Consider the following 21,465-nt stretch of genomic DNA (forward strand, 5'->3'; position numbering starts at 1 on the left):
TGTATTAAGGGAGTTCAGTTACCCAAAGTTGCCCTTGGGTGGCTTTTTTGAATCCATATTCGTAAATCGTCAGCAAGTAGCGGTGATCGAACATATCTTTCGTTACTTTGGCGTATCTGAAATCTTGATCAATGTAGGTAAACTGCATCTCGATATCGTTGATTTCACTGATGTATTTCATTCGATAGAGATCACCACGAGTTTGCGCTAGCGTAAGGCTTGAGACACTTTTCGATACCAAGTCCAAACCTTTGTCTTTTAGTGGACGATACGGCGCTTTTAACGCACCATTGCGAATCACATCCAACTGAGGCGCTTTTTCTAACCCCAAAGCATCTGAGATTTGTTGATAGTTGAAGTTAGACGGATTAAAGAACACCTGCGCTGCGAGACCGCCATCTACGTGTAACTCCTCAAGTGTTTCTCCATCATGTTCAACATCGATAAATTGTGGAGGGAAAACACCAGGGATCGATGCGCTCGCAGCAAGCACCTTGTAAATAAGTTCAGATTTGTCTGCTAAATCACTGTTCGCAATCGCACCAATATTCCAAATCACCAGTTCGCCTGAATCAAAATGGGTACTGCCAATAAAGAGGCGTTTACCATTGCGGTGTTGCTGCGCCATCGCCTCGATCATGGGCTCAGGGTAAGCGTCTGCGATGAATTCATAGAGGTTCTCACCATCGGTAAACGCGTCCTTAAACAGGGTATTTAAGAAGTTCTTCTTACCCAAAATATTCTTATCATTGATGTTGAGCATGACTTCTTTCATCTTTGGCATCGCATCACCGCCAATGAAAACAAAAGGAGCGATTAGGGCACCCGCACTGACTCCAGTAATGATGGCATAATCTTTTAGCTCCCCCTTTTCCTGTAGCCCCATCAAAACGCCGGCCCCGTATGCGCCGTTTACGCCACCACCCGATAAGGCCAAAATATTGAGCTGTTCACCCTCTACTTTGATCGGTGTGGTTTGATTGTGCGCTGAGTAGAGAAAATCCGGCGCTTCATTGGCCCACATTCGAAGTGGCTCATTTGGTGTCGAACTCGCGATCTCGACATCTTTATAGTTGCTTTGAGAAACACGAACATCCAGCGTATGGGGTGAACTACAAGCTACTATCAGCAGCGAAAGTACAACCGTCACACCAGAGGAAATTAAACGATTCATAATCAGTCTCATTTAATGTTCTCTGGCGTATGACCAGAGACTCAGTTTGAAGTTAATTGGGTCAAAATGAAGTCCGTTTCGTTGTGTGGAGTTACTATAGCTAGGCACGGCTAAACCCCATAATCGCGATTGTAGGATGCTATCCATCAAAGCAATTATGCCAAGTTTCTATATGCTAACTTTACGCTTCTCCGTTAATTAGGTACTGCGCTAAGCAATTTTCACGACGTTGAACTCATGCGTCGGTTCGACAAATTCGTATTGGGCATTGATCGTCTGTAGCTCCCATGTGCCATAGCCTTTGGTGATCTCCAATACACCGTAAACGGCGTTATGTGTATGACGAAAGGCTGCGACAGGAGACATCTTCTTCACCAAACAAGAAGTAAAAATCGCAGAAATCAAATCACCGACACCGACTGGCTGCATAGCAAATTCAACACTAGGGCGTTGGGCCAAATAGCTTGCTTTCGGCGTGGCTAAAATCATACTGAAGGCGTCATCTGTTAGTGCATGCAGATGTTTCACCAATACCATTTTCGGTCCCAGCTCTAGGGCTTTTTTACATGCAGTGACCGCATCATAAAGAGAGTCAATTTTCACACCTGTTAACTCGCTCAGTTCAAACTGGTTAGGAACAATCACATCAGCGATGGGCAACAAGCTATGGCTTATCGCTTCTTTGACACCGTCTGCCACAATGCAACCTTTGTCTGGATCACCCATAACTGGGTCACACACATACAGTGCACTATGGTTACGCGATTTGACTAAACTTACCGCTTCGGCCACCGCTCGACATTGCTCTGCGCTGCCTTGATAACCGGACAGTATCGCGCCACATTCGCCTAACTTCTCAATGTTATCTAAGCCTCTCATTAGAGAATGAATTTCATCTGCCCCAAACTTCTGTCCAGTCCAACCTTGCTGGTACTGAGTGTGATTTGAAAACTGAACCGTGTGAATTGGCCAGACTTCGAGGCCCATTCTCTGCATCGGGAAGACGGCAGAACTGTTTCCTGCGTGGCCATAAACCACATGAGATTGAATAGAAATAATGCTTTTCATAAGTCACTCTTAATTGAGAAGTTTGTTAGCTTGGCGACTAAATAAACACAATATCGCGCACTGTGCTTATTTGGTCGGAATAGCCTCGACAACGCCGAGGCTTATTCTTAATCAGGCTGGATTAATTAGCCTTGGAATTCAGCAAAGTACTCATCCAACACTTTGCGTGTTGCACGACCGATAAGCTCGTATTCGTGGTGAGTAAGGTTTGCTAGTGAAACTCGAACTGATGCGTGTACTACATCGAAGCCTTGGCCTGGAAGTAGGATAACGCCGGTTTCATGTGCAAGGCGGAACAGGAAGTCTTTGCCTTTCTCGCTCGCTTTGAACCATTCAACGAAGGCTGGTCCGTACAATTTGCCGCCCAGAGTGTCGAGCTCAAGCAGTGTGTAGTAGTCCACACGATCTTTGTTTTCTTCAATTTCTACACCCATGTTTTTGTACAGAGTTTTGTAACGCTCGCGGATGATGCGTTTACATGCTTCTTTGTAGTTTTGTTCCGAGTCCATCAAGCAGTTCAAAGAGAACAGCGCCATTTGAACTTGTTGAGGAAGAGACAAACCTGCTGTGTGGTTAAGCGCTACGCTGCGGCTATCTGCTACGATACGGTCAATAAACTTAATCTCACGAGGTTCCGGAGTCAGCGTTTTGTAACGATCGTCCAACTCAAGTTGACGCGCTTCAGGAAGGCTGCGCATTGCATCGTCAAACACGTTGTTGTGTTGAATTGCAATCGAGCCTAAACGCCAGCCTGTTGCACCGAAGTACTTAGAGAACGAGTACACACAAAGCGTGTTGTATGGCAGTTTCGCAAACAGTGAGACAAAGTCGTCCGCAAATGTGCCGTATACATCGTCAGTCACGATGAACAGGTCGCTACGTTCGTTGTTTACGAAGTTTGATAGGTTATCTAGAGTTTCGTCAGAGAACTTCACAGACGCTGGGTTTGCTGGGTTCACGACACAAAGCAGTTTGATGCCTGTATCTGCAAGCTTTTCGATTTCAGACATCGGCAGTTGCCATGTTGTCTCATCCAGACGTAGCTCAACGATCTCCAGTTCGTATTCACTCAGTTCTGGGATCTCTAGGTACGGCGTAAAGATTGGAGTGATTAGCGCTACCTTGTCACCTTTCTTCAACAAACCGTTGTTGAACATAGTTTGGAAGGTGTACGTCATAGACGCCGTACCGCCTTCAGTTGCAAACAGATCGAAGTCTGTCGTCATTGGCATTGGGCCGTACATCTCTTCTGCAATGTATTGCTTCACAACGGTTTCGATGTTCGTCAGCATACGTGGTGGCACTGGGTAGTTACATGCAAGGTATGCGTTAACCAGCTCATTCAAGAAAGCTTGTTTCTCTAGACCCAAACGGTCTTTTGCGTAGCTCAACGACTTTTCCAAGAACTGCACGCCTTGGTCTTTCTTATTGTCGTTTGCAAACGTGTCGAAACGCTCAACAATGCCCACACCATCAGGAATGCCACCGAAGCCACCATCTAGGTATGAGTAAGTGCGCTCGGCTTCCAATATTGCGAACTCACCCAAACGAATGAACGCTTTACGCGGTAGTGTCGCAAGAAAATTAGGATTACCACGACCTGCATCTAATAAAGCGCGGTCAGGAACAGTTTGTGCCACTTCAATTAGTTTATCTTTTAATTCAAATGGGCTTAAATCTGCTAATTTTGAAAAATCAATTGTTGTGTTTTGCGTAGTCATAATATTTACCTGAATCTATTATTTAGTAAAATTTGGATAATACTTCCCCTACCGCCTATTTAATTAGGCGATAAGAGTGTTCGAATTTATTTAAATTACATGCCTGCGTTTAAAGTAATAATGCCGACAATAATTGGACCCCATAGGGTGAGCAGTACATTGGCGACTGCATAAGTCACGGTGAATGAGAATACTGGCGTTGCATTACCTGTTTTTTCCATTAAAGCCGCAAATGCTGGGTTTGCACTTCGTCCACCTGTAACACAGCCAAGTGCTTCAACTGGATTCTTAATCTTCAATACAAAATATGAGAAGAAGAACGAAATAATCTGAGGGATAATCGTTACACCCATGCCAAGGAACAACAGAGACATACCGTGTTCTTTGATGGTGTCGACCGCTTGAGGCCCAGCCTCAAGGCCAACAATGCCCACAAATGCTGCCAAACCGAAATCTCGAATAAAGTTCGCGGCACCCATAGGAAACTGAGCAACATGCGGATTGCGGCTACGCAACCAACCGACAATCAAACCTGAGATCAAACAACCTGCACCAGAACCGATAGTGACGGGAATACCAGCAATCTTAAAACTGATTAGACCAATTAATAGGCCAACCACCATGCCCATACCAAGCACGACTAAGTCAGTCACGTTTGCTGAGCCCATTCGCTGACCAATGTTTTTCTCAACGCGATTGATGTCTTTTGCGGTACCTGTAAGCTGGATGACGTCGTTTTTCTTCACCACAAGATCCGGCGTCATTTCGATAGAGCTGCCTTCACGAATGTAATCCGTCACATAAATACCGCGCATAGAGCCTTGGTTCGAAGCCTCTTTAATTTCTTGCAGCGACTTACCAATCAGTTTGCGGTTGTCTGCGATCAGTTGACGGTTTTCTTCAATAACTTCATAGCCTTCTGGAAGTGCAATCTCATTGTCAGCCAAACCATCTTGCAGCTGATGCACTGCATTACGGCGACCTGTTACGACAATGACATCCCCTTCTTTCAGGGCTGTGAATTTGTCCACGTCTAGCACTTTGCCATCGCGTTGAATCAATTCAATACAAGCAGCCAGAGCGTGTTGGTTTAACTGAGCTAAGGTTTTGCCTGCTAGCCCACCATCTTTGCTCACTTTAAATGCTCGTGTAACCAGCGCTGTGACAGCGTTGAACTCACCCGGCGCTAAATCACGCTTACCATTTGAATTTTTCTCTTCTAGAGCAATCGCTTCTGCTCGGATATCCCACTTCATCAGTGTTGGGAATACCCATGTCACCATCAGAATTGGACCAAGCGAACCAAAGATGTACGTAACTGCGTAGCCTACTGCGACATTGGTCTGCATTAGGTGCTTAGCTTCTTCTGTCACACCCCCAAGACGTGCGATCGCATCACCCGCTGTACCGATGATTGCCGATTGAGTCAAACCACCAGCTGCAAGGCCTGCTGCCGTACCTCTGTCTAGATCGAACATCCAAGCTGCTGCTAGTACACAAAGCAGGCCAGACACCGTCATCACTACAGCGGAAAGTAGAATGTTGATGGTTCTAAAGTTCAATGCTTTGAAGAACTGCGCACCACCTTGATACCCTACAGCGTAAATAAAGAGCGCAAAGAAAATGCTTTTTACGCCGGGATCAATATGAACACCAAATTGCCCAATAATTACACCCATTAATAATGTTCCGGCAACACCGCCAAGAACAAATCGACCAATGGTAATTTTACCTACCATATAACCGAGAGAGAGCGTAATAAAGAGAGCAACAAATGGTGCCATGTCAAAAAGGTTAGAAATAATTTCCATGACAATTTTACTCTTACTAATAAATATAAAACTCAAATAATCTAACGAATAATCTGTCACTCATATTTGTTGGATTATTTAATTTAAAAGCATCTCGTTTGCTTCGAAGCGAATATTAGAAACAAAACCTCACAACTCGTAATCCCATTTGAAGGATGAAACCATCACTTCGCATATTCAAAAGCAAACATTGAACAATAATTGTCGAAAATTTAATAACTTAGTGGTATTAAATGAGCATCAAATAAATTGGAAAATAAATTTATTTTTATGTTCACTGTCCAAAAAGCTACTTTGTTGCGCTATTCCCTCTATATAGCGCATGACACCTTTCTCTTGATGGATTAGATCCTACAAAAGCGATTATCACTGATGCCATCACTTGCCTTATCTTTACATTCATCAAGTTAATAGAGAAAAACACCATGAACTCAATGCCACATGAACTTGTGTGGGGCGAAGTTTACTTCCCTCCCTTGTTGCTGGTTATTGCATTGGCTTACATGCTCACCATTTTGGTTGGAACCGTTGCAACAAAACTGGGACTCCACAAATACGTTGCATTTCCTGCGCTCGCTGAGCTAAGCCTAATTGTGATTTTTACTGGCGTTATTGGTCGATTCATTACCATATTTTGAGGCAAATTCCGTGATAAAACGTTATCTCATCACACTGCTACTACTGTGTTCCGCTGGCACCGTGATTTTCAGCTACTACCAATCATACACTGACAACCCATGGACTAGAGATGGCCAAGTTAGCGCGCACATCGTTTCTATAACCCCCCGCGTGACAGGACAAATCATCCAAGTCTACGTTGAAGACAATTCGCAAGTGAAACAAGGCGATTTGCTGTTTGAGATTGACCCAAGCATCTATAAAGCGGCGTACCACAAAGCGCTAGCAGCTCAAAAGCAAGCCATTGCATTACTAGCAAAGGCCAAAAATGAAGAGCAGCGAGCACTTAAGTTAGAAAAGCGCACACCTGGCGCTGTACCTGTACTGACATTGAATAACCTAGACAATGCGGTGGAGACAGCCGTTGCCAACGTAGAGCTCGCGAAAGCCAATGTTGAAGAAGCCAAGCTAAACCTTGATTACACAAAAGTTTATGCGCCAACGAATGGTTATATCACTAATTTGAACTTACGCGTCGGCTCTCAAGTCGTCGCTAACTCCCCAGTCGTGGCTTTGATTGATGAAGACAGCTTTTGGATCGAAGGATATTTCAAAGAAACGGATTTAGTTGGCGTTGATCCACAAGATAAAGCCTACGTGACCTTAATGATGCACAATGAAGCTGTGCTGGAAGGAAAAATCAAAAGCATTGGCTACGGCATTGCGAAGCAAGATGGTAGTACTGGTAACGATCTTTTGCCCAATGTGAACCCTAACTTTCAGTGGATACGCTTAGCTCAACGCATTCCAATTAAAGTTAAATTAGATCACTTACCGAAAGATTTTCAACTACGTGTTGGTATGACGGCCTCTATCAAAATCATCAAACAATAATGCGGTGGAATGTATGTTTAATGCCTCAACCAAAGAAGCAATCAAAGCTGCGCTGTCTATCGTTATCGCGATCTGCCTTGCCTTATGGTTTCAATGGGAGAAACCGTATTGGGCAGCGATCGCAGTCGCGGTAATGGCATTAAATGAAAGCTTCGCTCACTCAATAAACAAAGGTCATAATCGCTTATTAGGAACCCTCCTTGGCATCGGTTATGCCTTTTTCCTCATCACGACGTTTTCTCAAGATCGCTTTTTGTTTCTCACCTTCTTCACCTTGTTTTTAGGTGCGTGCATTTTTATGTCGAGCGACGAAAAGTATGGTTATGTGTTCTCTATCGGCTTTGCTGTGTGCTCCATCATCGCATGTATGGGAGGATTTGATAGTCAAGCAACGTTCCACTTCGCTGTTCTTCGCATGCAAGAGACGATTCTTGGTGTAATCACGTTTTCTGTTGTGTACCGATTAGTTTGGCCAGTCAGTACAGAACAAAACTTCATTCAACGTTTTGAGGCCAGCAGAGAGGCGATGCTTAACGCTATGAAATCGCCCAATGATATAGATATTGACGCTCTTGAGACCAACAGAGCCAACATAGAAAAGTTATTCCAACTGGTCGGCTTACCACTTACTGGCAGCTACCACTTGAAAGAACATCGTCAGCTATGGCGTGCACGTTTAAATGAGATGGCACAAATCCAAGACCGATTGCTAGAACAAGCAGATAAATCGCAAAGTCGTGAGATCGATTGGCCAACGCTAACGCAGCAACTTCAAAGCTTTGATATTAGAAATCCGAGTACGTCGCTCATTGGTCACGTTGCTTATGTCATGCAAAGAGAGAAAAACACGGTTTGGCATCACGAGCATCGAACGTTTATCCAGCATTTGAATGAAGACGGCAGAAAGGTACTGCAAGGTGTCTCCATGTTCGTCACTTCTTTGTTGATCTGGATTTATCTGCCCGTACCTGGAGGTTTCATTTTTCCGATGCTAGCAGGCGTGTTCTCTTCAATCGTTCCTACTATGCCACCAAGCATTATTAAAGATGCATTTTTTGGTGTGATAGGCACTGGCACGGTGATTCTATTGCAATACATTTTCATAATGCCAATGATGACCGAGCTTTGGCAGCTTGGGCTATTCTACTTCATCAACATCATCGTAATTTGGAAGGTATTTTCCACACCAAAACTGATGGTACACAGAATTCTAGGTATTAACTTATTGGTTGTCTTGACATCAGGAGCGCTCAATTTAACCCCAGCGTATCGAATTGAAACGCCCTTGCTGATGCTGGTAAACATTATGATCATTTTGATGATTACCAAGTTGTTTACTGATCTGTTTCGTGTTCGCGTTACGGTCTAAGCGTCACCTCCGTTCTTGAAACTAAAGCCCTGCATTGCTTCTGCTATGCGGGGCTGTTTGTTTGTGAGCTAGCCATTATTCCTCCGTAATCCATAAAGCGAGGATAGTATCCATCAAAAGCGATTAACGGTATTTCTCTTCACCTCATAAAATCCTCTCATTGATTCACGAAATGCAATCGAAAACTCTGCATTCACAACGTCAATCACAGCAAACACATCTATCTAACTGAACAAGAAGTTCAGTGACACATTAACTGTCTGAGTCTCGAAGGTTTGAGACTATTCAGAGTGGAAACTGTCATGAGTTTTTTTGAATTACGCGCCGGCAAGACGTCTTCTCTTACTGTGCTCGCGAGCGCACTAATGCTTACTACCCCCACTTTTGGCTTCGCCGCTGAAGAGACGACGACCTACAACGAAGTAATCGAGCAAGGCCGAGCGCTGTTCGACAAATACGGTATCAGTCATGATTTACCAAAACTGGCCATCAGCTCTCTAGTTCAAGGCGAACATTTGGTCGAGCATGCCCACCGAAGTTTTAAAATCGGTGATAGCGTTCGCGATTCGTCCGTCTACTTGGTTAAGAACACCGATAACAAAGGCAACATTGATCTGCGTATCAAGTACAACCCTGAACAACTCGATGAAAATGAAAAAGTACTTGATGAGATCGAAGCTTTCACACGAACAGAATACCGCCTTCGAAACTACGCGGAGAGTTTTGATCCGTCATCAGTAAGAGCCAAAGAGGATCAGAATGGTAATGTGATCATCAGTTTTAATTACTCAAAATACGGTCTTCCTCAAGATATCGCCTACTTTCGCTTTTTAAGCGTTGATATTGAGTTGGTTAATGGTGAACCGAAACGTATGGTCATTACCAACGATAAACCGTTCACACATCACAACTACCAAGTGGATTCTTACGATCAAGAGATCCTCTTCCAGAAGTTAGCGTCAGGCAAAATTGCGATTGCCAGTAAAAACACCAAGATAGTTGGTTCAAAGAAAAATAAACCCCTCGAAATGATGAGCAGCGTAAAACCGGTAGCGATTTATGAAGATAAGCTTGGCGTGCAAGTACTAGACGAAAAACGCTTGAATGAGGTCTCTGATCCACGCATGCAAGAAGCCAGTGTTAAGCTAGACCGAGTTTTTCCTTTAATGGGTGATATGGTTCGTCGTCAAGGTATCGATTTGCCTCTGCCGTTTGGTGTGTCGCTAGCGTATCGAAATCAAGATATGAATATTCCATTTAATGATTTCACGATTGAAGGCATCGGCCTTAATGAACTGTTTGATCCAGAAGACAGTGTCGGCATCGTGAGTGCTGAGAGCATGACGCTTCGTGGCGATGTAAACATCCTGCCATTTTGGAATGTATTTGGTTACATCGGAAAAGTTAATGTCGATGCCAATGTTGATGCCGCCTACACGGGTGAAGGTGGCCAGTACATAAAAGATAAGCTGAACGATAAACTGCCAGGATTAGGTGATAAGTTTTGCGATGGTTTATCTGCACTTTGTAGTCGCGGACGCCTAGACGTGCCGCTGCATTTGGAATATGACCTTCGTGGTATAGGTACAACCCTTTCGGTTGGCTATAAAGAATTCTTTGCTTCTGTCACTGGTACCTATTCGCAAACTCGCTTAAAGGGCTTAGATGATTGGGGCGATGGTATTGTTACTGTACAGCCGATGTTGGGTTATCAACTTGTCGATTATCGCACGCAGTTTTTTGTCGGAGCAGAATATCAAGGACTGGACGCTCGAATGGACGGGCATGTAAAAAGTGGTGATATCGAATTCGATTACGACATTGGTGTAGATCTTAATCAATGGGCGTTTTTGACTGGTTTCAATAAGCAAATCGGCAAAAACTACAACCTGACCTTTCTCTATAACAAAGGGGAAACTCGAGAGTCAGTAACCTTAAATCTTGGTTACCGTTTCTAGCTCTCATAAAGAGCCCGCCCCTAGACGATGGTAGGACTGCTTCCTACAAAGGCGATTACTGAAACTGTCGCCGATGTCCTACCATTTGAGCCATCAATACAACAAGCCATCCAACCATTCACGGATTAATGCCAAAGCGTCAGGACGTCGCTTGTTAGATGCCGTTTAACATTTTCGGTGTACGCACCAAATGACTTTTGGACATAACAATGACTTTACTCAATCGCTCAACTTTAGCCATTACCATCACTCTTGCCTTAGCAGCTTGCAGTGATGACTCTGGTAAACCTAGCGTTCCTAACGGCCCGAAGCCACTACAACCCTTACCACCAGAGCAAATCGCTTTGGAAATTGGCGATGCAACCATTCAAGCGACCAAAGAGTCCCTTGTCATCACGCCTCTTGATGCGGATGAAAAACTGGCAGCGGTAGAGGCGTTCAAAGGTATCCAGTTTGCGCAAGCAGACCGCTTTCAGCACAGCATTGCGGTCCCACTTGAAGGCGATGTTGATGCGACTCAGTTCGGTGATGCGTGTCCGCAATTAAAAACCACGACACAAACGCAATCAGAAAATTGTTTGAACCTAAACATTTGGCGACCTGCCGGGACAGAAGCGTACGCAGATTTGCCAGTTTATGTCTTTATTCACGGTGGAGACTTTGAATACGGCGCGGGCTCAGAACCGCTGATTCATGGTGATATGGTGGTTGCACAAGGTGCTGACGATGGTAACCCGTTTATTGCAGTTACTTTTAACTATCGTTTGGGCTTGCTAGGCAGTGTTTGGATCGATGGTTTGGACAACCCTGAGGGCGGTAACTTTGGTCTAGGCGATCAAAAACACGCGCTTGAATGGGTTCAACAAAACATAGAGGCATTCGGCGGCAATCCGCAAAACGTGACACTCATGGGTCAAGGTGCGGGTGCCATGTCGGTGGGAATTTTACAGCAATCAAAAGGCGATGCTGCAATCGCAGGTGAGCACTTTCAACGTGCCATCATGCAAAGCAACCCTTACGGCTTTGAATATAAAAGTTACGATGTTGCCAAGAGCCAAAGACCAGAGCAAAGCGTTGAAGATCTTGCGTTACTACCACTTGAAGAGATCATGAAGGTACAAAGCGAGATGCTTGATCCTATTCAACGTCTTAAGAACTGGGTACTGACCGCCGTGAATATTCCGGTTATAAGCCCAACACGCGACAACAGCCCATTAGCTACATTGATGCCATTTGCGCCTTACATCGAGCATCGCCCACCAGCGTTTCTAGTGAAAGAAGTACCAGGCTATCACTTTACTGAGCAAGCCATTGAGAGTGAATGGATCGTACCAACGGTAATTGGCTCTAACAGCGCAGAAATCAATACTCTGGGCATGCTGCCGAGCCTGACATTTTTGATCCCAACTATCATTGAAATCTTGAGCCAAGAAGCACCAGAAATCATTGAAAGTGGTGACGAAACCTTAATCGTCGAATACATGGTGGAGTGGCTAGAATCGGAAACGAACTTAAACCGTTTACGCACCGAATATCGTTCATTACTCAGCGATTCAGCTTCAATTGAACTCGATCTTTCTGACTTATTGGAACTGCTGCCTTGCACCGCTTATGAGGCGATGACTAAGTTGTTCTTCGGTTTGGGGAACTCCGATTCAACCACGGAGTTACTTGCTCTGGCTGACTTCTTCCCTAACGATGAAAGCGAACTGAATGGCGCGTCCAAAAACATGCAGCAATTCAAAACCGCGTTACATGACTTGCTCTTCACGGGTCCAAACCGTCATAAAGTTTCAACTGAAGAAGCAACAGGAGCAACGCCAAGCTTTTACTACTTTGACTACACACCTAGATTCAACGTATGGACTTACAACACAAAAGGTGAAAATGGCGATCTCGACGTTGGTGATTTACTCAAAAGCATCAGTTGTATTGTGGGCGCTTGTAATGCATCGGAATTACCATTTGTGTTTAATAAAGCATTAAAGCTTGATGGTTCAAGTGTTCGTCCAGGTAGCAAAGACAAAGCAATGATGAACGAGCTCTCTCGTATGTGGTTTAGCGAACGTTTATTTGAGGACTTCCAATACAACAGCGCGACTGATCGAGTATTGCTGATCGATAACGATGGCGGTATTCAGTCCACACAAGACTGGGACAATGCTCATCACTCAGGCATCGATCCAAAACTGCGCCAAGGTCGGCTCAACGGTCTCGAGGAACTTGGGCTGATTCTGAGTCACATGTAACTTCATCCTCAGCCACTAAAAACTCGTTACCGAATACCTAAAAGCCAGTTCGCTGGCTTTTTTCATCCTCATTCCTTGAACATCATTAGGAAGGTTTACTCATGTTTCCTAACGCCCTTCGCGCTCTGCTGATCTTTATCTTCAGCGTGCTATTGGTTGGCTGTGCCCAGCCCTACCCTCAAGTTGAACCGGATTTTGAAGCCAATTGGCAAACTACTCAGCATCAAGCCGAAGTTTACTTAATTCCTACCGCTCCAGAAGCCTTTGCTCGTCGCGTTGAACTGGTAAGAAACGCTCAGAAAAGCATCGATATGACTTACTTTTCTTGGGAGAGTGACACACTTGGTTTGATGCTACTCAATGAACTCAAGCAAGCAGCAGATCGAGGCGTGCAAGTTCGACTCACTCTCGATGATTTATTGGTGTTTAACGAGAAATGGCTTGCTGATCTCAGCGCTCACGACAACATTCAAATCCGTTTATTCAATCCGTTTGATTCACGTAAGTCAGGTTGGATTGGTCGCGCCGTCAACTTCTCTACTCACCAACAACGTTTGGACAATCGTCTGCACGAGAAGTACTTCAACGTCGACCATCAATGGATGATTCTAGGTGGACGTAACATTGGCGACGACTATTTTGGTTACAGCCGCAAAGCCAACTTCTTTGATATGGATGTCTTGTTCAAAGGCAGCATTATTCGAGCGTTCGACAAAAACTACCAACAGCTTTGGGACAGCGAGCATGTTACGCCAATAGAAAACATCGTTAACGTTACCCCAAACTATTCCGCGTTTACTAAAGCGCTTAATAAAGGTGAGAAAGACAAAAGCATCATTCTGGCTGAAGTTGAAAAACAGGTAAAACAACTGATCAGTCCCGACTTCATTGCTACGCAAGTCACCCCCGTTTTCGACTCATTAGACAAGTTAGAAAACAACAAACCCTACTTTAGAAAACGTGTAGAACACCAAGTTTGGCAACAAATAACCACTGCATCCAAAGCAGTAATATCAACGCCTTACGTGGTACCGAGTGATGGTGAATTTGCCTTTATTGATACCTTGATGGAGCAAAAAGCGGACATCACGTTAATGACGAACTCGTCTGCTTCTAATGATTCTGGTTTTATTCCGGCTTATTACGAGGAGCATCGTCAAACCTTGTTGGATAAGGGCGTTCATATACTTGAGTACAAAAACCAAGCGAACAATGATGACCATTACTTCCTTGCGGATACTTATTATCACAACAAGACGGTGATACTCGATGATCGGCTGACTTATATCGGCTCATCAAACTTCGACCCAAGATCGGATTTCCTCAATGTGGAATTTGGTGTGTTGGTCCAAAGCGAAGCCTTTGCAGAACATGTCATGCACTACTTAACCCGACAACAAGATGAACTGTTTTGGCGAGTATCTCGAGATGGACAAGGCCAAACTCAGTGGCAATCAATGAATGAAACCCATACTAAGAATCCAAACTATGGTGGATGGCATAAGGCGCCTAACTGGATATTCAAGAAACTGAATGGTGAGTTCGAACTCTAAACAATCAAGACTTAAAAGGCTCTCTATCTGCAAGGATGAGAGCCTTTTTAATGTCCGCTAAAACTGCGTGCCTAGCGAAAAGTGAACGCGGAATTGGTCTCCTTGTGGGGCATCTAAACCATAAGCAAAGTCCACTTTGACAGGCACGTATTTTGAATTCCATATCAAACTCAACCCTGTACCGCTTTTCCAATCCACCCTATCGTTGAAGGCATCACCAACATCATAAAATGCCCCAAGCCACAATTGGCGGTAGACCTGATATTGATATTCCAACCCAGCAGTAAACATGTAACGAGCACCGGTTAAATCGCCATTTTCATCTCTCGGAGAGATAGACTCATAACCATAACCCCGAAGATTGCCGTCACCTCCCGCAAAGAAACGTAATGATGATGGGATATCGCTCAAAGTGTCAGCGACATTAATACCGACATTGGAACGAAAGTGAAACTTGTGTTTTTCACTAATATCCCACGACAGCACACTGTTGCCTTCAATGCGCAGCAAACGAGAATCGGAGAAAAAATTGGGGTCCGAGTATTCCAATGAGTAGACGTGACGGTGATTTACTTCTAATTGATCGTTCTTGCGATCAAGCAGTGAAAATGTCACCCCAGGTAATAACAACTGTGATTCGTTATTCTCCGACGCTTGTTGATAACTTTCTTGCAAATAACGAACGTGCATGGTGCTTTGCCAATCACTGTCTAACTGCCAGTGTTTTTCAAACGATAAATCATTAGAAAAACTCGATGTGTCTCGATAGTCGACATGCTTAGATTCAAACTGAATCCCGTAGTAATCCGTTAGAACATTTTGGGTGGGAATTTTGTAACCAAGTAATAGGGATTGTTCCGGTTTGGAAGCGTACGCTTGTGCCTCAAAACTGTGTCCACGTGCGTTATACCAAGGCTTGGTCCAGTTTAGCGAAGCGCGCAACCCCAAGTCTGTCGAATAACCTCCACCGACTTGCACAATATTGCGTGAATTCGGCTCTGCGAGTACTTCTATCGGCACCTTATAGCCATCGAATACCTCCTCGAAATCCGCTTTCACAATCACACTGCGAAACCAATCAGTACTGGAGAGATCGGCCTGATATTGACTCAATTTCAAAGTGTCAAAATCGTCGCCCCACTCAAATGTTCTCATCGCTTCTATTCGAGCCGTTTCGATACCCGACGTAAGGACAGAGAGCTCTCCAAATTGGTAACGAGAACCACTAGAGAAATGCAGATTCACATGGGCTTGATTCAAACTTGGAATGACTTCCAAAGACGATTCGATAAAACGTCCATCTAAGTAACCTTTTTGCTGAGCCAATGAAATCAAGTTTCGTTTTAGCGTGTCGTACTCAGAATGAAGCAACGGCTGCCCTTGTTTAAGTTGAGCTTGATTAATTAGTTCGATGAAATCCTGATCGTTACAGGCCTCCCCCGACACGGCAAGGTTAGATTTTGCCACCAACATCACCTCCCCAGCGTCGACCTCAAGCGTGATGAGATCATTCTCGGATCTCTGAACTCTGAGCTCGGAATGATAGTAGCCATAAGGGTTTAATGCGTTATTAACCACCTGCGTTAGTCGATTTGAGGTAATGTTTGAAACAGAGAGTTTCGTTAGTGGTGTAAGGTGATTTTCAAGATTTTTCTCTAATCTTGGCGTTAGTCCTTTGATTTTAAATTGCGCTCCGAGTACATGATGTAAAGGGATAGAAGCTAAAACTGATATACCTATTATTTGTTTAATGAGAGGAGACACACCGCTACCTAGTTTAGCAATACACTCGACAAGGTTAATGATGGAATGACATATCAGTTAATCGCGTATGTAGGATTGCTCCCTACGAAATCCTCTCGAGAATTAACGTTTCACAAGTAGATTCTTTGAACAATAAGTGGGCTCAAGCTAGGAGGTGGCAAATCATGCGGTCTGAAATAGGTATACTGTTTGCCAAAAATACAAAACCCAACGCTAAATGGATCTCATCAAGCGTTGGGTTACATTGATAATGTGTTTTTTAATCTAAAAAGCGTCTGTTAGTAAAACTAGATCGAAGAACAGTTTCCTTTTTCTGCCATGTCGACTTTTAGTACTTCTGCTTTACCTTTGCTTTCGTCTACGAGTTCTACGCCCGCACCACCAACAAATACACCCATTTTAATGTATTGATTAACGAAATAATTACGGCCCTCTTCCGTTAAGATAGTTAAGTGATTTTCAGAAAACTCAGACTCTGTACTTACTTGATGTTCTTTATTGCCTTCGACCTCATGGTAGAAGAATACACCAGGAGCGGTTTCACCAATACATTCCCCATCGACGTAAACATACTTTTTAAGCGCTGCTCCGACAAAAGCATCTTCTCGGTAAATGTAAATCCCTGCGTTCCCCTTTTGAGGTGCTTCAAATGATTTCATTTGATTTGATACTGTCGAATCAACAGTAGGAACAGAAGCACAACCTGACAAACCCAAAAGGAATGCGGAACACAGAATTACTTTATTTTTCATGTTATTAACCTAGCTACGATAAAATCGCGCCAACCATACTATAAATAAATACGTTCACTTATTGGTATTTTTGAAATTTGTGATTCAGCCTATGCAATAGCACTCATTTAGCGTATAGGTTGAGCAAACCTTAGCCATATAATAATCACGAGAATAAAATGCCCTGTATCTAACGATCACTAAATGCCACTTTACTCGCTAGACTGATAAGTAGAATACCTGAAACACCTTCAAGAGTTCTTGAATAACGCTGAGAGTGTGGACGACTAAATACCCAATTACCCACAGAGGCGTACAAAACGTTACATGTCGTCGCAAGTACGCTGAACAGCAAGCCAAGTACTAATAATTGCATTGATGTTGAGCTTGCAGACGTATCAATAAATTGAGGCAGAAACGAGAGAAAGAATAGCGCTACTTTTGGATTCAAGACGCTGACGATAACCCCCTGAACAAACACATTTTTATTATTATCAACATTTTTGTTTTCAACGATTTTACTTTCTCCACGCCACATAGACAGTAATGACTGAACACCTAAATAAACTAGGTAAGCGGCCCCTAACCATTTAACAACGCTAAAAGCCAAAGATGAACTCAGAATTATTGCTGACAAACCTAAACATGCCGCTAGTGTATGAAAAAAGTAACCAATACCAAGCCCCAGAGCCGCTTTCAGCCCAGCAGATAATTTACCTTTCATTGTATTGGAAACAATATAAATTACATCAGGTCCAGGAATCATGTTGATAGCGAGACAAGCGACAACAAATAATAATAGTGAGTTTGAATCCATTCTTTTCTCCAAATTAACGTCTTGCGGGATAACATTTCATCGAACTACAAGTAATGCAACGTCCAGGTTTCAATTGGTTATATTTAGTATTAACAACACGTTACTAATACTACAGCACTGCGCGAAGAGCACAATCATGAACAGTGATACGAATTAAATTATGGGCCTTTGTTAGCCCTTTGAATGATAATATTTAGCATCGTTTGGTTGTAAGCTTTTTCTAGCCAGCAGCTCTTATGGAAGTTAACAAATCGGCTACTTAGTATACTTAATAGACCGTCAAATCAGATAGATTATCTATTCTTATTTCTTCAAGCCTTTTGTGCTTCATTTTCCTGCCTCACTAAGCAGCAACTTAATACTTGCCGCACCAAAAAATAACGCGAACACGCCTTCAAAAACTGCTTTGGATCTGAGATAGGTTTGCCTGACCTTTTTATACGCGAAAAGAAAAGCATAGCCAAAGAAAACCAAAGCACTAACCAGCCCTACAACAAAAATGACCGACAACAATTCCAACGGACTGGCCGTAGGAGGAACCCCTATCGAATAAAGCGCACCGAAAAACAGAATAGCCTTTGGGTTAGTTAAGTGAATTAACACTCCGGTTAAGTAGTTACCCTTCTTTGTCGTTACGTATGTTTTGGGTAACTTTAGCTGCTCGATGTTGCAGGCAGAATGTACGGACTTTAAAGCCAAATATAAAAGATAAAATGCCCCACAATATCTAAGAATTTCAAAAAGCCAAACATTGCTATAGAGTATGGTTGCGAGACCAAAAGCGGCTGAGGTTGACCAAAATAAAGACCCCGTTAAAACACCTGCAGCCAAATACCCACCAAAGCGTCGACCGTGGTTCATTGACGTGCCTGCTATCGCAAGAGTCGCAGGTCCGGGGCTAGCGATGGCAGCGATAGCTGATACGACAATCAGTGAATAATTTATCTCTTCCATTTTTACTCTAAGCCTCCAAATGGAGTTTTATCAACACTTATCGCGGAATACTCTATTGAACGTACATCAGAAGCGTAATACTGATTAAAACACCAAGTGTCACGAATCGAGTTGAGATTCTTTGGTATTTTACTGCTCCAAAATAACATCAAATCCGCCATAAATGAGACGCTTTCCATCAAAGGGCATTGGGTTATTATCTGGACTCATTCGAGGATCACCCATAATCCGCAGCCACCCTGAGTCTCGAACTTCTTTTGAAGGCCAGACTACCCACGAAAACACAACGGTTTCGTTGCTTTCAGCGTTAACTGCCATGGGAAATGATGTGATCTCACCATCTGGTACTTCACTCCCCCACGTCTCAACAACCTTTAAGGCCCCAAACTCCCTGAACATTTCTGCTGCTATTTTTGCGTGTGCGATATACTTTTCTTTATTCGCTGTCGGTACTGCAGCGACAAAACCATCAATGTATGACATAAGTAAACTCCTTTCATTGGAGTTATAACCATAGCTCAATAAAAAGAATGCACATGATGCCAAACCATAGGAGCAGGTACGTAATACAGCTTGAGAGCTACATTCCTAGCTTGGACTTTATATACATATTTGAAAGGTATGTGTTTGGATCAAGCTTAGTTAGCATATTTATAATCTCCAAAACACTCGAATACTCAATACGTTCCTCTTCAGCATGCCCGATCCCACCTATTGTAAAATGAGTAAAGCGGTAATCACGATAAACGTTTTGCAGCTGGCTAGAAATATCTTTGAGTAATCTTTTACTGAGGGCGAATGCAGGGTATTCACTACTTTCTGAAAGCTCTGCTGTAGAGCCAATAGATACAATATTGCATTTATCGTTAAGTGAACCTAAAGCGTTAAGCTCATTGACTAAATTAAGATACCCAATCGGGCCAACATTCATAAACTCAATCAGTTCGTTTGTTGTCAATTCTGAAGACTCTCCCCACATCGACGCCAAATAAACTATGATGTCAAACTCTACACCTTTGAAGCACGTGTAATCTGGTTTTTTATCGGGATCAACGTCAATACAAACAGAAGCGACTCCCTCCTCAACTAGCTTTGATCTAGAAATCGCATAAATTTCTGTACCCTGTAAGTTCGTAGCCAAGAACCTTCCTAGCCCCTTACTACCTCCAACGATTAAAATCTGCATAACCCTATTCCTTGGTTAAGGCTGTCTTTCATATTATCCGCCAAACTGTTCATTAGGCATCACTTTAACGTTTCTATTGCCCTACTTAGTTCTATCTTCAATTTCATCGAATGGTTCAACTGAAATACGCTCTGCAATTTCACTCATCTTCTTCATTTTTTCTGGGTTACTAGTTCCCCAAAACCGCTCCCAGTCTTCACGTGTTCGCCACTTGGCAATAGTTAAAACCTTTTCCGGTACATCGTAAGAACGAAGCATAAAACTACCAAGCGCCCCATCTACTGACTCATGAATTGAATCTGTCGTCGAACGCCATATATTTTGAAACTCATCCATTTTTTCACTTGGCACACGCCATTCATACACAACTCTAAACATAACACTTCCATTAAAATTTCTAGATTTAATACGGCAAAGCATTAAGAACACTAAGCCAGGTTAATAGATGAATAAAGCAACATAGTAGAGCGTAGAGCAATCTAAAAAACAAAGCGTAAACGCTCTAAATCACTCCGATTCGATTAGTCATGCACACATTCAAAGATTTCGTATTGCCGTTTAACATTGGCTGTTACTTTTCCCCAATGTGAGGCTTGAACTCTTTCCTGATGTTGTTTAAAAGAGGCTTTGTCGACGAACTCCTCATAGACATCAAAACGAAACGGATTAGTCGAGCTTTGAGTCACAAGAAAAGTAAGGCAGCCCGACTCTTCTAACGTGAGCCTTTTGTGAATTATTAACTCATGTTTTACTAATTCTAAATCCTTTTCCGGAACTAAAATAAAGCCTTTCAATGTTACTTTCGACATATCATCCTCTCACCCCTGTAACCTTTCGTTCAGAAGTAGCCAACACGCCCTCAATCTCAACCTTCATATCGCAAATGTGAATCTCACCATGAATTAAATGCCACGTGTTAGGAATCTATTTCTAATGCCCTATCGACTTACGAGCATAAGGTTATCTCTACCCTTTCTTTGCCTTTACCGATGTTCTTGCGTTTTAATTGAATTTGGCCGACTTCTGATGTGCGCTTTAAGTGAGTGCCACCGCAAGGCACTTGCGCAAACCCATCCACTCTCCAATACCTTCTTTCACTCTCTTGATCGGAAAAGTCACTAATAATAACTGAATCAGAGTTAATCAAATCTTGCACATCAGTTTCAATTTCTTTCAATAGCGGGCCAATACTTTCAGACCACTCGAAATCTATGCGACTCTTATTTTCAGAAATATGCGCGCCTATCTTAACAATGCCTTCCCGACGCTGATAAAACATCTCGAGCACCACTTCAGCCGCAAAGTGTAGCTTCATTAAGGCATATCTACGCTTCCAATCAATATTCGTAGTTACAATGTCACCAAGAGTAAAATTTGGAGAGGATTCCAATGTGTAAATAAGTCGAACACCTAACTTTTGAGCAATCAAAACCGGAATACCATTAATCGTTCCTTTATCACTCTCTTGGCCTCCAGACTCTGCAAAGAAGATAGTCTGGTCCAATTCAACCTTATTTCCGTCTACATTGGTCACTCTTGAGTTAAGTTCTGTTTGGTAGGGATTAACCCAAAATAATTTCTCGCTCATGCTGCTATCC

Annotated in this window: 19 protein-coding genes; 6 read left to right on the top strand and 13 right to left on the bottom strand. The window is 43.2% G+C overall.

What is annotated here, in order from left to right:
* Positions 1 to 4: 4 nt before the first annotated feature.
* The 4 genes from R7P74_RS17460 to aspT form a co-directional block, all read right to left on the bottom strand.
* A complete protein-coding gene (locus tag R7P74_RS17460; protein ID WP_213899518.1) occupies positions 5 to 1,174 on the bottom strand; it encodes a patatin-like phospholipase family protein in 1,170 nt (389 codons plus the stop codon).
* A gap of 210 nt (positions 1,175 to 1,384) precedes the next feature.
* Positions 1,385 to 2,242 (bottom strand): pyridoxal kinase PdxY, encoded by an 858-nt coding sequence (gene pdxY / locus R7P74_RS17465; protein WP_005377109.1) that lies wholly within the window; start codon positions 2,240 to 2,242, stop codon positions 1,385 to 1,387.
* 125 nt (positions 2,243 to 2,367) lie between these two features.
* Positions 2,368 to 3,963, bottom strand: coding sequence for a bifunctional aspartate transaminase/aspartate 4-decarboxylase (locus R7P74_RS17470; protein ID WP_225474000.1), 1,596 nt, complete (start codon positions 3,961 to 3,963; stop codon positions 2,368 to 2,370).
* A gap of 95 nt (positions 3,964 to 4,058) precedes the next feature.
* Positions 4,059 to 5,774 (bottom strand): aspartate-alanine antiporter, encoded by a 1,716-nt coding sequence (aspT, locus tag R7P74_RS17475; protein ID WP_225473998.1) that lies wholly within the window; start codon positions 5,772 to 5,774, stop codon positions 4,059 to 4,061.
* A gap of 425 nt (positions 5,775 to 6,199) precedes the next feature.
* Between aspT and R7P74_RS17480 the strand changes: the two genes are divergently transcribed.
* From R7P74_RS17480 to R7P74_RS17505, 6 genes are all read left to right on the top strand, one after another.
* Complete coding sequence (locus R7P74_RS17480) at positions 6,200 to 6,412, top strand: DUF1656 domain-containing protein (RefSeq protein WP_005377106.1); 213 nt, start codon at positions 6,200 to 6,202, stop codon at positions 6,410 to 6,412.
* A gap of 10 nt (positions 6,413 to 6,422) precedes the next feature.
* The gene (locus R7P74_RS17485) at positions 6,423 to 7,286 is read left to right on the top strand and encodes an HlyD family secretion protein (protein WP_047009848.1); all 864 of its coding nucleotides are present in this window, start codon (positions 6,423 to 6,425) and stop codon (positions 7,284 to 7,286) included.
* Positions 7,287 to 7,299: 13 nt separating this feature from the next.
* Positions 7,300 to 8,655 (top strand): FUSC family protein, encoded by a 1,356-nt coding sequence (locus tag R7P74_RS17490; RefSeq protein WP_318123012.1) that lies wholly within the window; start codon positions 7,300 to 7,302, stop codon positions 8,653 to 8,655.
* Between the two features lie 302 nt (positions 8,656 to 8,957).
* The gene (locus R7P74_RS17495; RefSeq protein ID WP_318123013.1) at positions 8,958 to 10,613 is read left to right on the top strand and encodes a hypothetical protein; all 1,656 of its coding nucleotides are present in this window, start codon (positions 8,958 to 8,960) and stop codon (positions 10,611 to 10,613) included.
* A gap of 209 nt (positions 10,614 to 10,822) precedes the next feature.
* Complete coding sequence (locus R7P74_RS17500) at positions 10,823 to 12,862, top strand: carboxylesterase family protein (RefSeq protein WP_262634450.1); 2,040 nt, start codon at positions 10,823 to 10,825, stop codon at positions 12,860 to 12,862.
* A 101-nt stretch (positions 12,863 to 12,963) separates the two neighbouring features.
* Positions 12,964 to 14,415, top strand: a complete 1,452-nt coding sequence (locus tag R7P74_RS17505) for a phospholipase D family protein (protein ID WP_225473993.1) — start codon at positions 12,964 to 12,966, stop codon at positions 14,413 to 14,415.
* Positions 14,416 to 14,472: 57 nt separating this feature from the next.
* Here the strand turns inward: R7P74_RS17505 and R7P74_RS17510 are convergent, their stop codons facing one another.
* From R7P74_RS17510 to R7P74_RS17550, 9 genes are all read right to left on the bottom strand, one after another.
* Positions 14,473 to 16,179: an autotransporter assembly complex protein TamA gene (locus R7P74_RS17510; protein ID WP_225473992.1), complete on the bottom strand. Its 1,707-nt coding sequence runs from the start codon at positions 16,177 to 16,179 to the stop codon at positions 14,473 to 14,475.
* Positions 16,180 to 16,466: 287 nt separating this feature from the next.
* On the bottom strand, positions 16,467 to 16,931 hold the full coding sequence (locus R7P74_RS17515; RefSeq protein WP_005377099.1) for a DUF2846 domain-containing protein: 465 nt from the start codon (positions 16,929 to 16,931) through the stop codon (positions 16,467 to 16,469).
* 169 nt (positions 16,932 to 17,100) lie between these two features.
* On the bottom strand, positions 17,101 to 17,727 hold the full coding sequence (locus tag R7P74_RS17520; protein WP_033907480.1) for a LysE family translocator: 627 nt from the start codon (positions 17,725 to 17,727) through the stop codon (positions 17,101 to 17,103).
* 327 nt (positions 17,728 to 18,054) lie between these two features.
* Complete coding sequence (locus R7P74_RS17525) at positions 18,055 to 18,681, bottom strand: LysE family translocator (RefSeq protein ID WP_151514847.1); 627 nt, start codon at positions 18,679 to 18,681, stop codon at positions 18,055 to 18,057.
* Between the two features lie 129 nt (positions 18,682 to 18,810).
* Positions 18,811 to 19,164 (bottom strand): DUF1428 domain-containing protein, encoded by a 354-nt coding sequence (locus R7P74_RS17530; protein WP_005387184.1) that lies wholly within the window; start codon positions 19,162 to 19,164, stop codon positions 18,811 to 18,813.
* Positions 19,165 to 19,261: 97 nt separating this feature from the next.
* The gene (locus R7P74_RS17535; RefSeq protein WP_151514848.1) at positions 19,262 to 19,867 is read right to left on the bottom strand and encodes a hypothetical protein; all 606 of its coding nucleotides are present in this window, start codon (positions 19,865 to 19,867) and stop codon (positions 19,262 to 19,264) included.
* 81 nt (positions 19,868 to 19,948) lie between these two features.
* Positions 19,949 to 20,245: an antibiotic biosynthesis monooxygenase family protein gene (locus R7P74_RS17540; protein WP_031781322.1), complete on the bottom strand. Its 297-nt coding sequence runs from the start codon at positions 20,243 to 20,245 to the stop codon at positions 19,949 to 19,951.
* Positions 20,246 to 20,388: 143 nt separating this feature from the next.
* The gene (locus R7P74_RS17545; RefSeq protein WP_158173947.1) at positions 20,389 to 20,676 is read right to left on the bottom strand and encodes a putative quinol monooxygenase; all 288 of its coding nucleotides are present in this window, start codon (positions 20,674 to 20,676) and stop codon (positions 20,389 to 20,391) included.
* Between the two features lie 137 nt (positions 20,677 to 20,813).
* Positions 20,814 to 21,455 carry an alanine--tRNA ligase-related protein gene (locus R7P74_RS17550; protein WP_005377082.1) on the bottom strand — a complete coding sequence of 214 codons (642 nt, stop codon included), beginning with the start codon at positions 21,453 to 21,455 and terminating at the stop codon, positions 20,814 to 20,816.
* Positions 21,456 to 21,465 lie beyond the last annotated feature (10 nt).

It is taken from the genome of Vibrio sp. 2033 (assembly GCF_033339735.1).

What these genes read in the sequence shown, in the direction of transcription:
- R7P74_RS17460 (WP_213899518.1), bottom strand. Translation starts at nt 1,174, where the DNA reads ATGAATCGTTTAATTTCCTCTGGTGTGACGGTTGTACTTTCGCTGCTG.
- pdxY (WP_005377109.1), bottom strand. Translation starts at nt 2,242, where the DNA reads ATGAAAAGCATTATTTCTATTCAATCTCATGTGGTTTATGGCCACGCA.
- R7P74_RS17470 (WP_225474000.1), bottom strand. Translation starts at nt 3,963, where the DNA reads ATGACTACGCAAAACACAACAATTGATTTTTCAAAATTAGCAGATTTA.
- aspT (WP_225473998.1), bottom strand. Translation starts at nt 5,774, where the DNA reads ATGGAAATTATTTCTAACCTTTTTGACATGGCACCATTTGTTGCTCTC.
- R7P74_RS17480 (WP_005377106.1), top strand. Translation starts at nt 6,200, where the DNA reads ATGAACTCAATGCCACATGAACTTGTGTGGGGCGAAGTTTACTTCCCT.
- R7P74_RS17490 (WP_318123012.1), top strand. Translation starts at nt 7,300, where the DNA reads ATGTTTAATGCCTCAACCAAAGAAGCAATCAAAGCTGCGCTGTCTATC.
- R7P74_RS17495 (WP_318123013.1), top strand. Translation starts at nt 8,958, where the DNA reads ATGAGTTTTTTTGAATTACGCGCCGGCAAGACGTCTTCTCTTACTGTG.
- R7P74_RS17500 (WP_262634450.1), top strand. Translation starts at nt 10,823, where the DNA reads ATGACTTTACTCAATCGCTCAACTTTAGCCATTACCATCACTCTTGCC.
- R7P74_RS17505 (WP_225473993.1), top strand. Translation starts at nt 12,964, where the DNA reads ATGTTTCCTAACGCCCTTCGCGCTCTGCTGATCTTTATCTTCAGCGTG.
- R7P74_RS17515 (WP_005377099.1), bottom strand. Translation starts at nt 16,931, where the DNA reads ATGAAAAATAAAGTAATTCTGTGTTCCGCATTCCTTTTGGGTTTGTCA.
- R7P74_RS17520 (WP_033907480.1), bottom strand. Translation starts at nt 17,727, where the DNA reads ATGGATTCAAACTCACTATTATTATTTGTTGTCGCTTGTCTCGCTATC.
- R7P74_RS17525 (WP_151514847.1), bottom strand. Translation starts at nt 18,681, where the DNA reads ATGGAAGAGATAAATTATTCACTGATTGTCGTATCAGCTATCGCTGCC.
- R7P74_RS17530 (WP_005387184.1), bottom strand. Translation starts at nt 19,164, where the DNA reads ATGTCATACATTGATGGTTTTGTCGCTGCAGTACCGACAGCGAATAAA.
- R7P74_RS17535 (WP_151514848.1), bottom strand. Translation starts at nt 19,867, where the DNA reads ATGCAGATTTTAATCGTTGGAGGTAGTAAGGGGCTAGGAAGGTTCTTG.
- R7P74_RS17540 (WP_031781322.1), bottom strand. Translation starts at nt 20,245, where the DNA reads ATGTTTAGAGTTGTGTATGAATGGCGTGTGCCAAGTGAAAAAATGGAT.
- R7P74_RS17545 (WP_158173947.1), bottom strand. Translation starts at nt 20,676, where the DNA reads ATGTCGAAAGTAACATTGAAAGGCTTTATTTTAGTTCCGGAAAAGGAT.
- R7P74_RS17550 (WP_005377082.1), bottom strand. Translation starts at nt 21,455, where the DNA reads ATGAGCGAGAAATTATTTTGGGTTAATCCCTACCAAACAGAACTTAAC.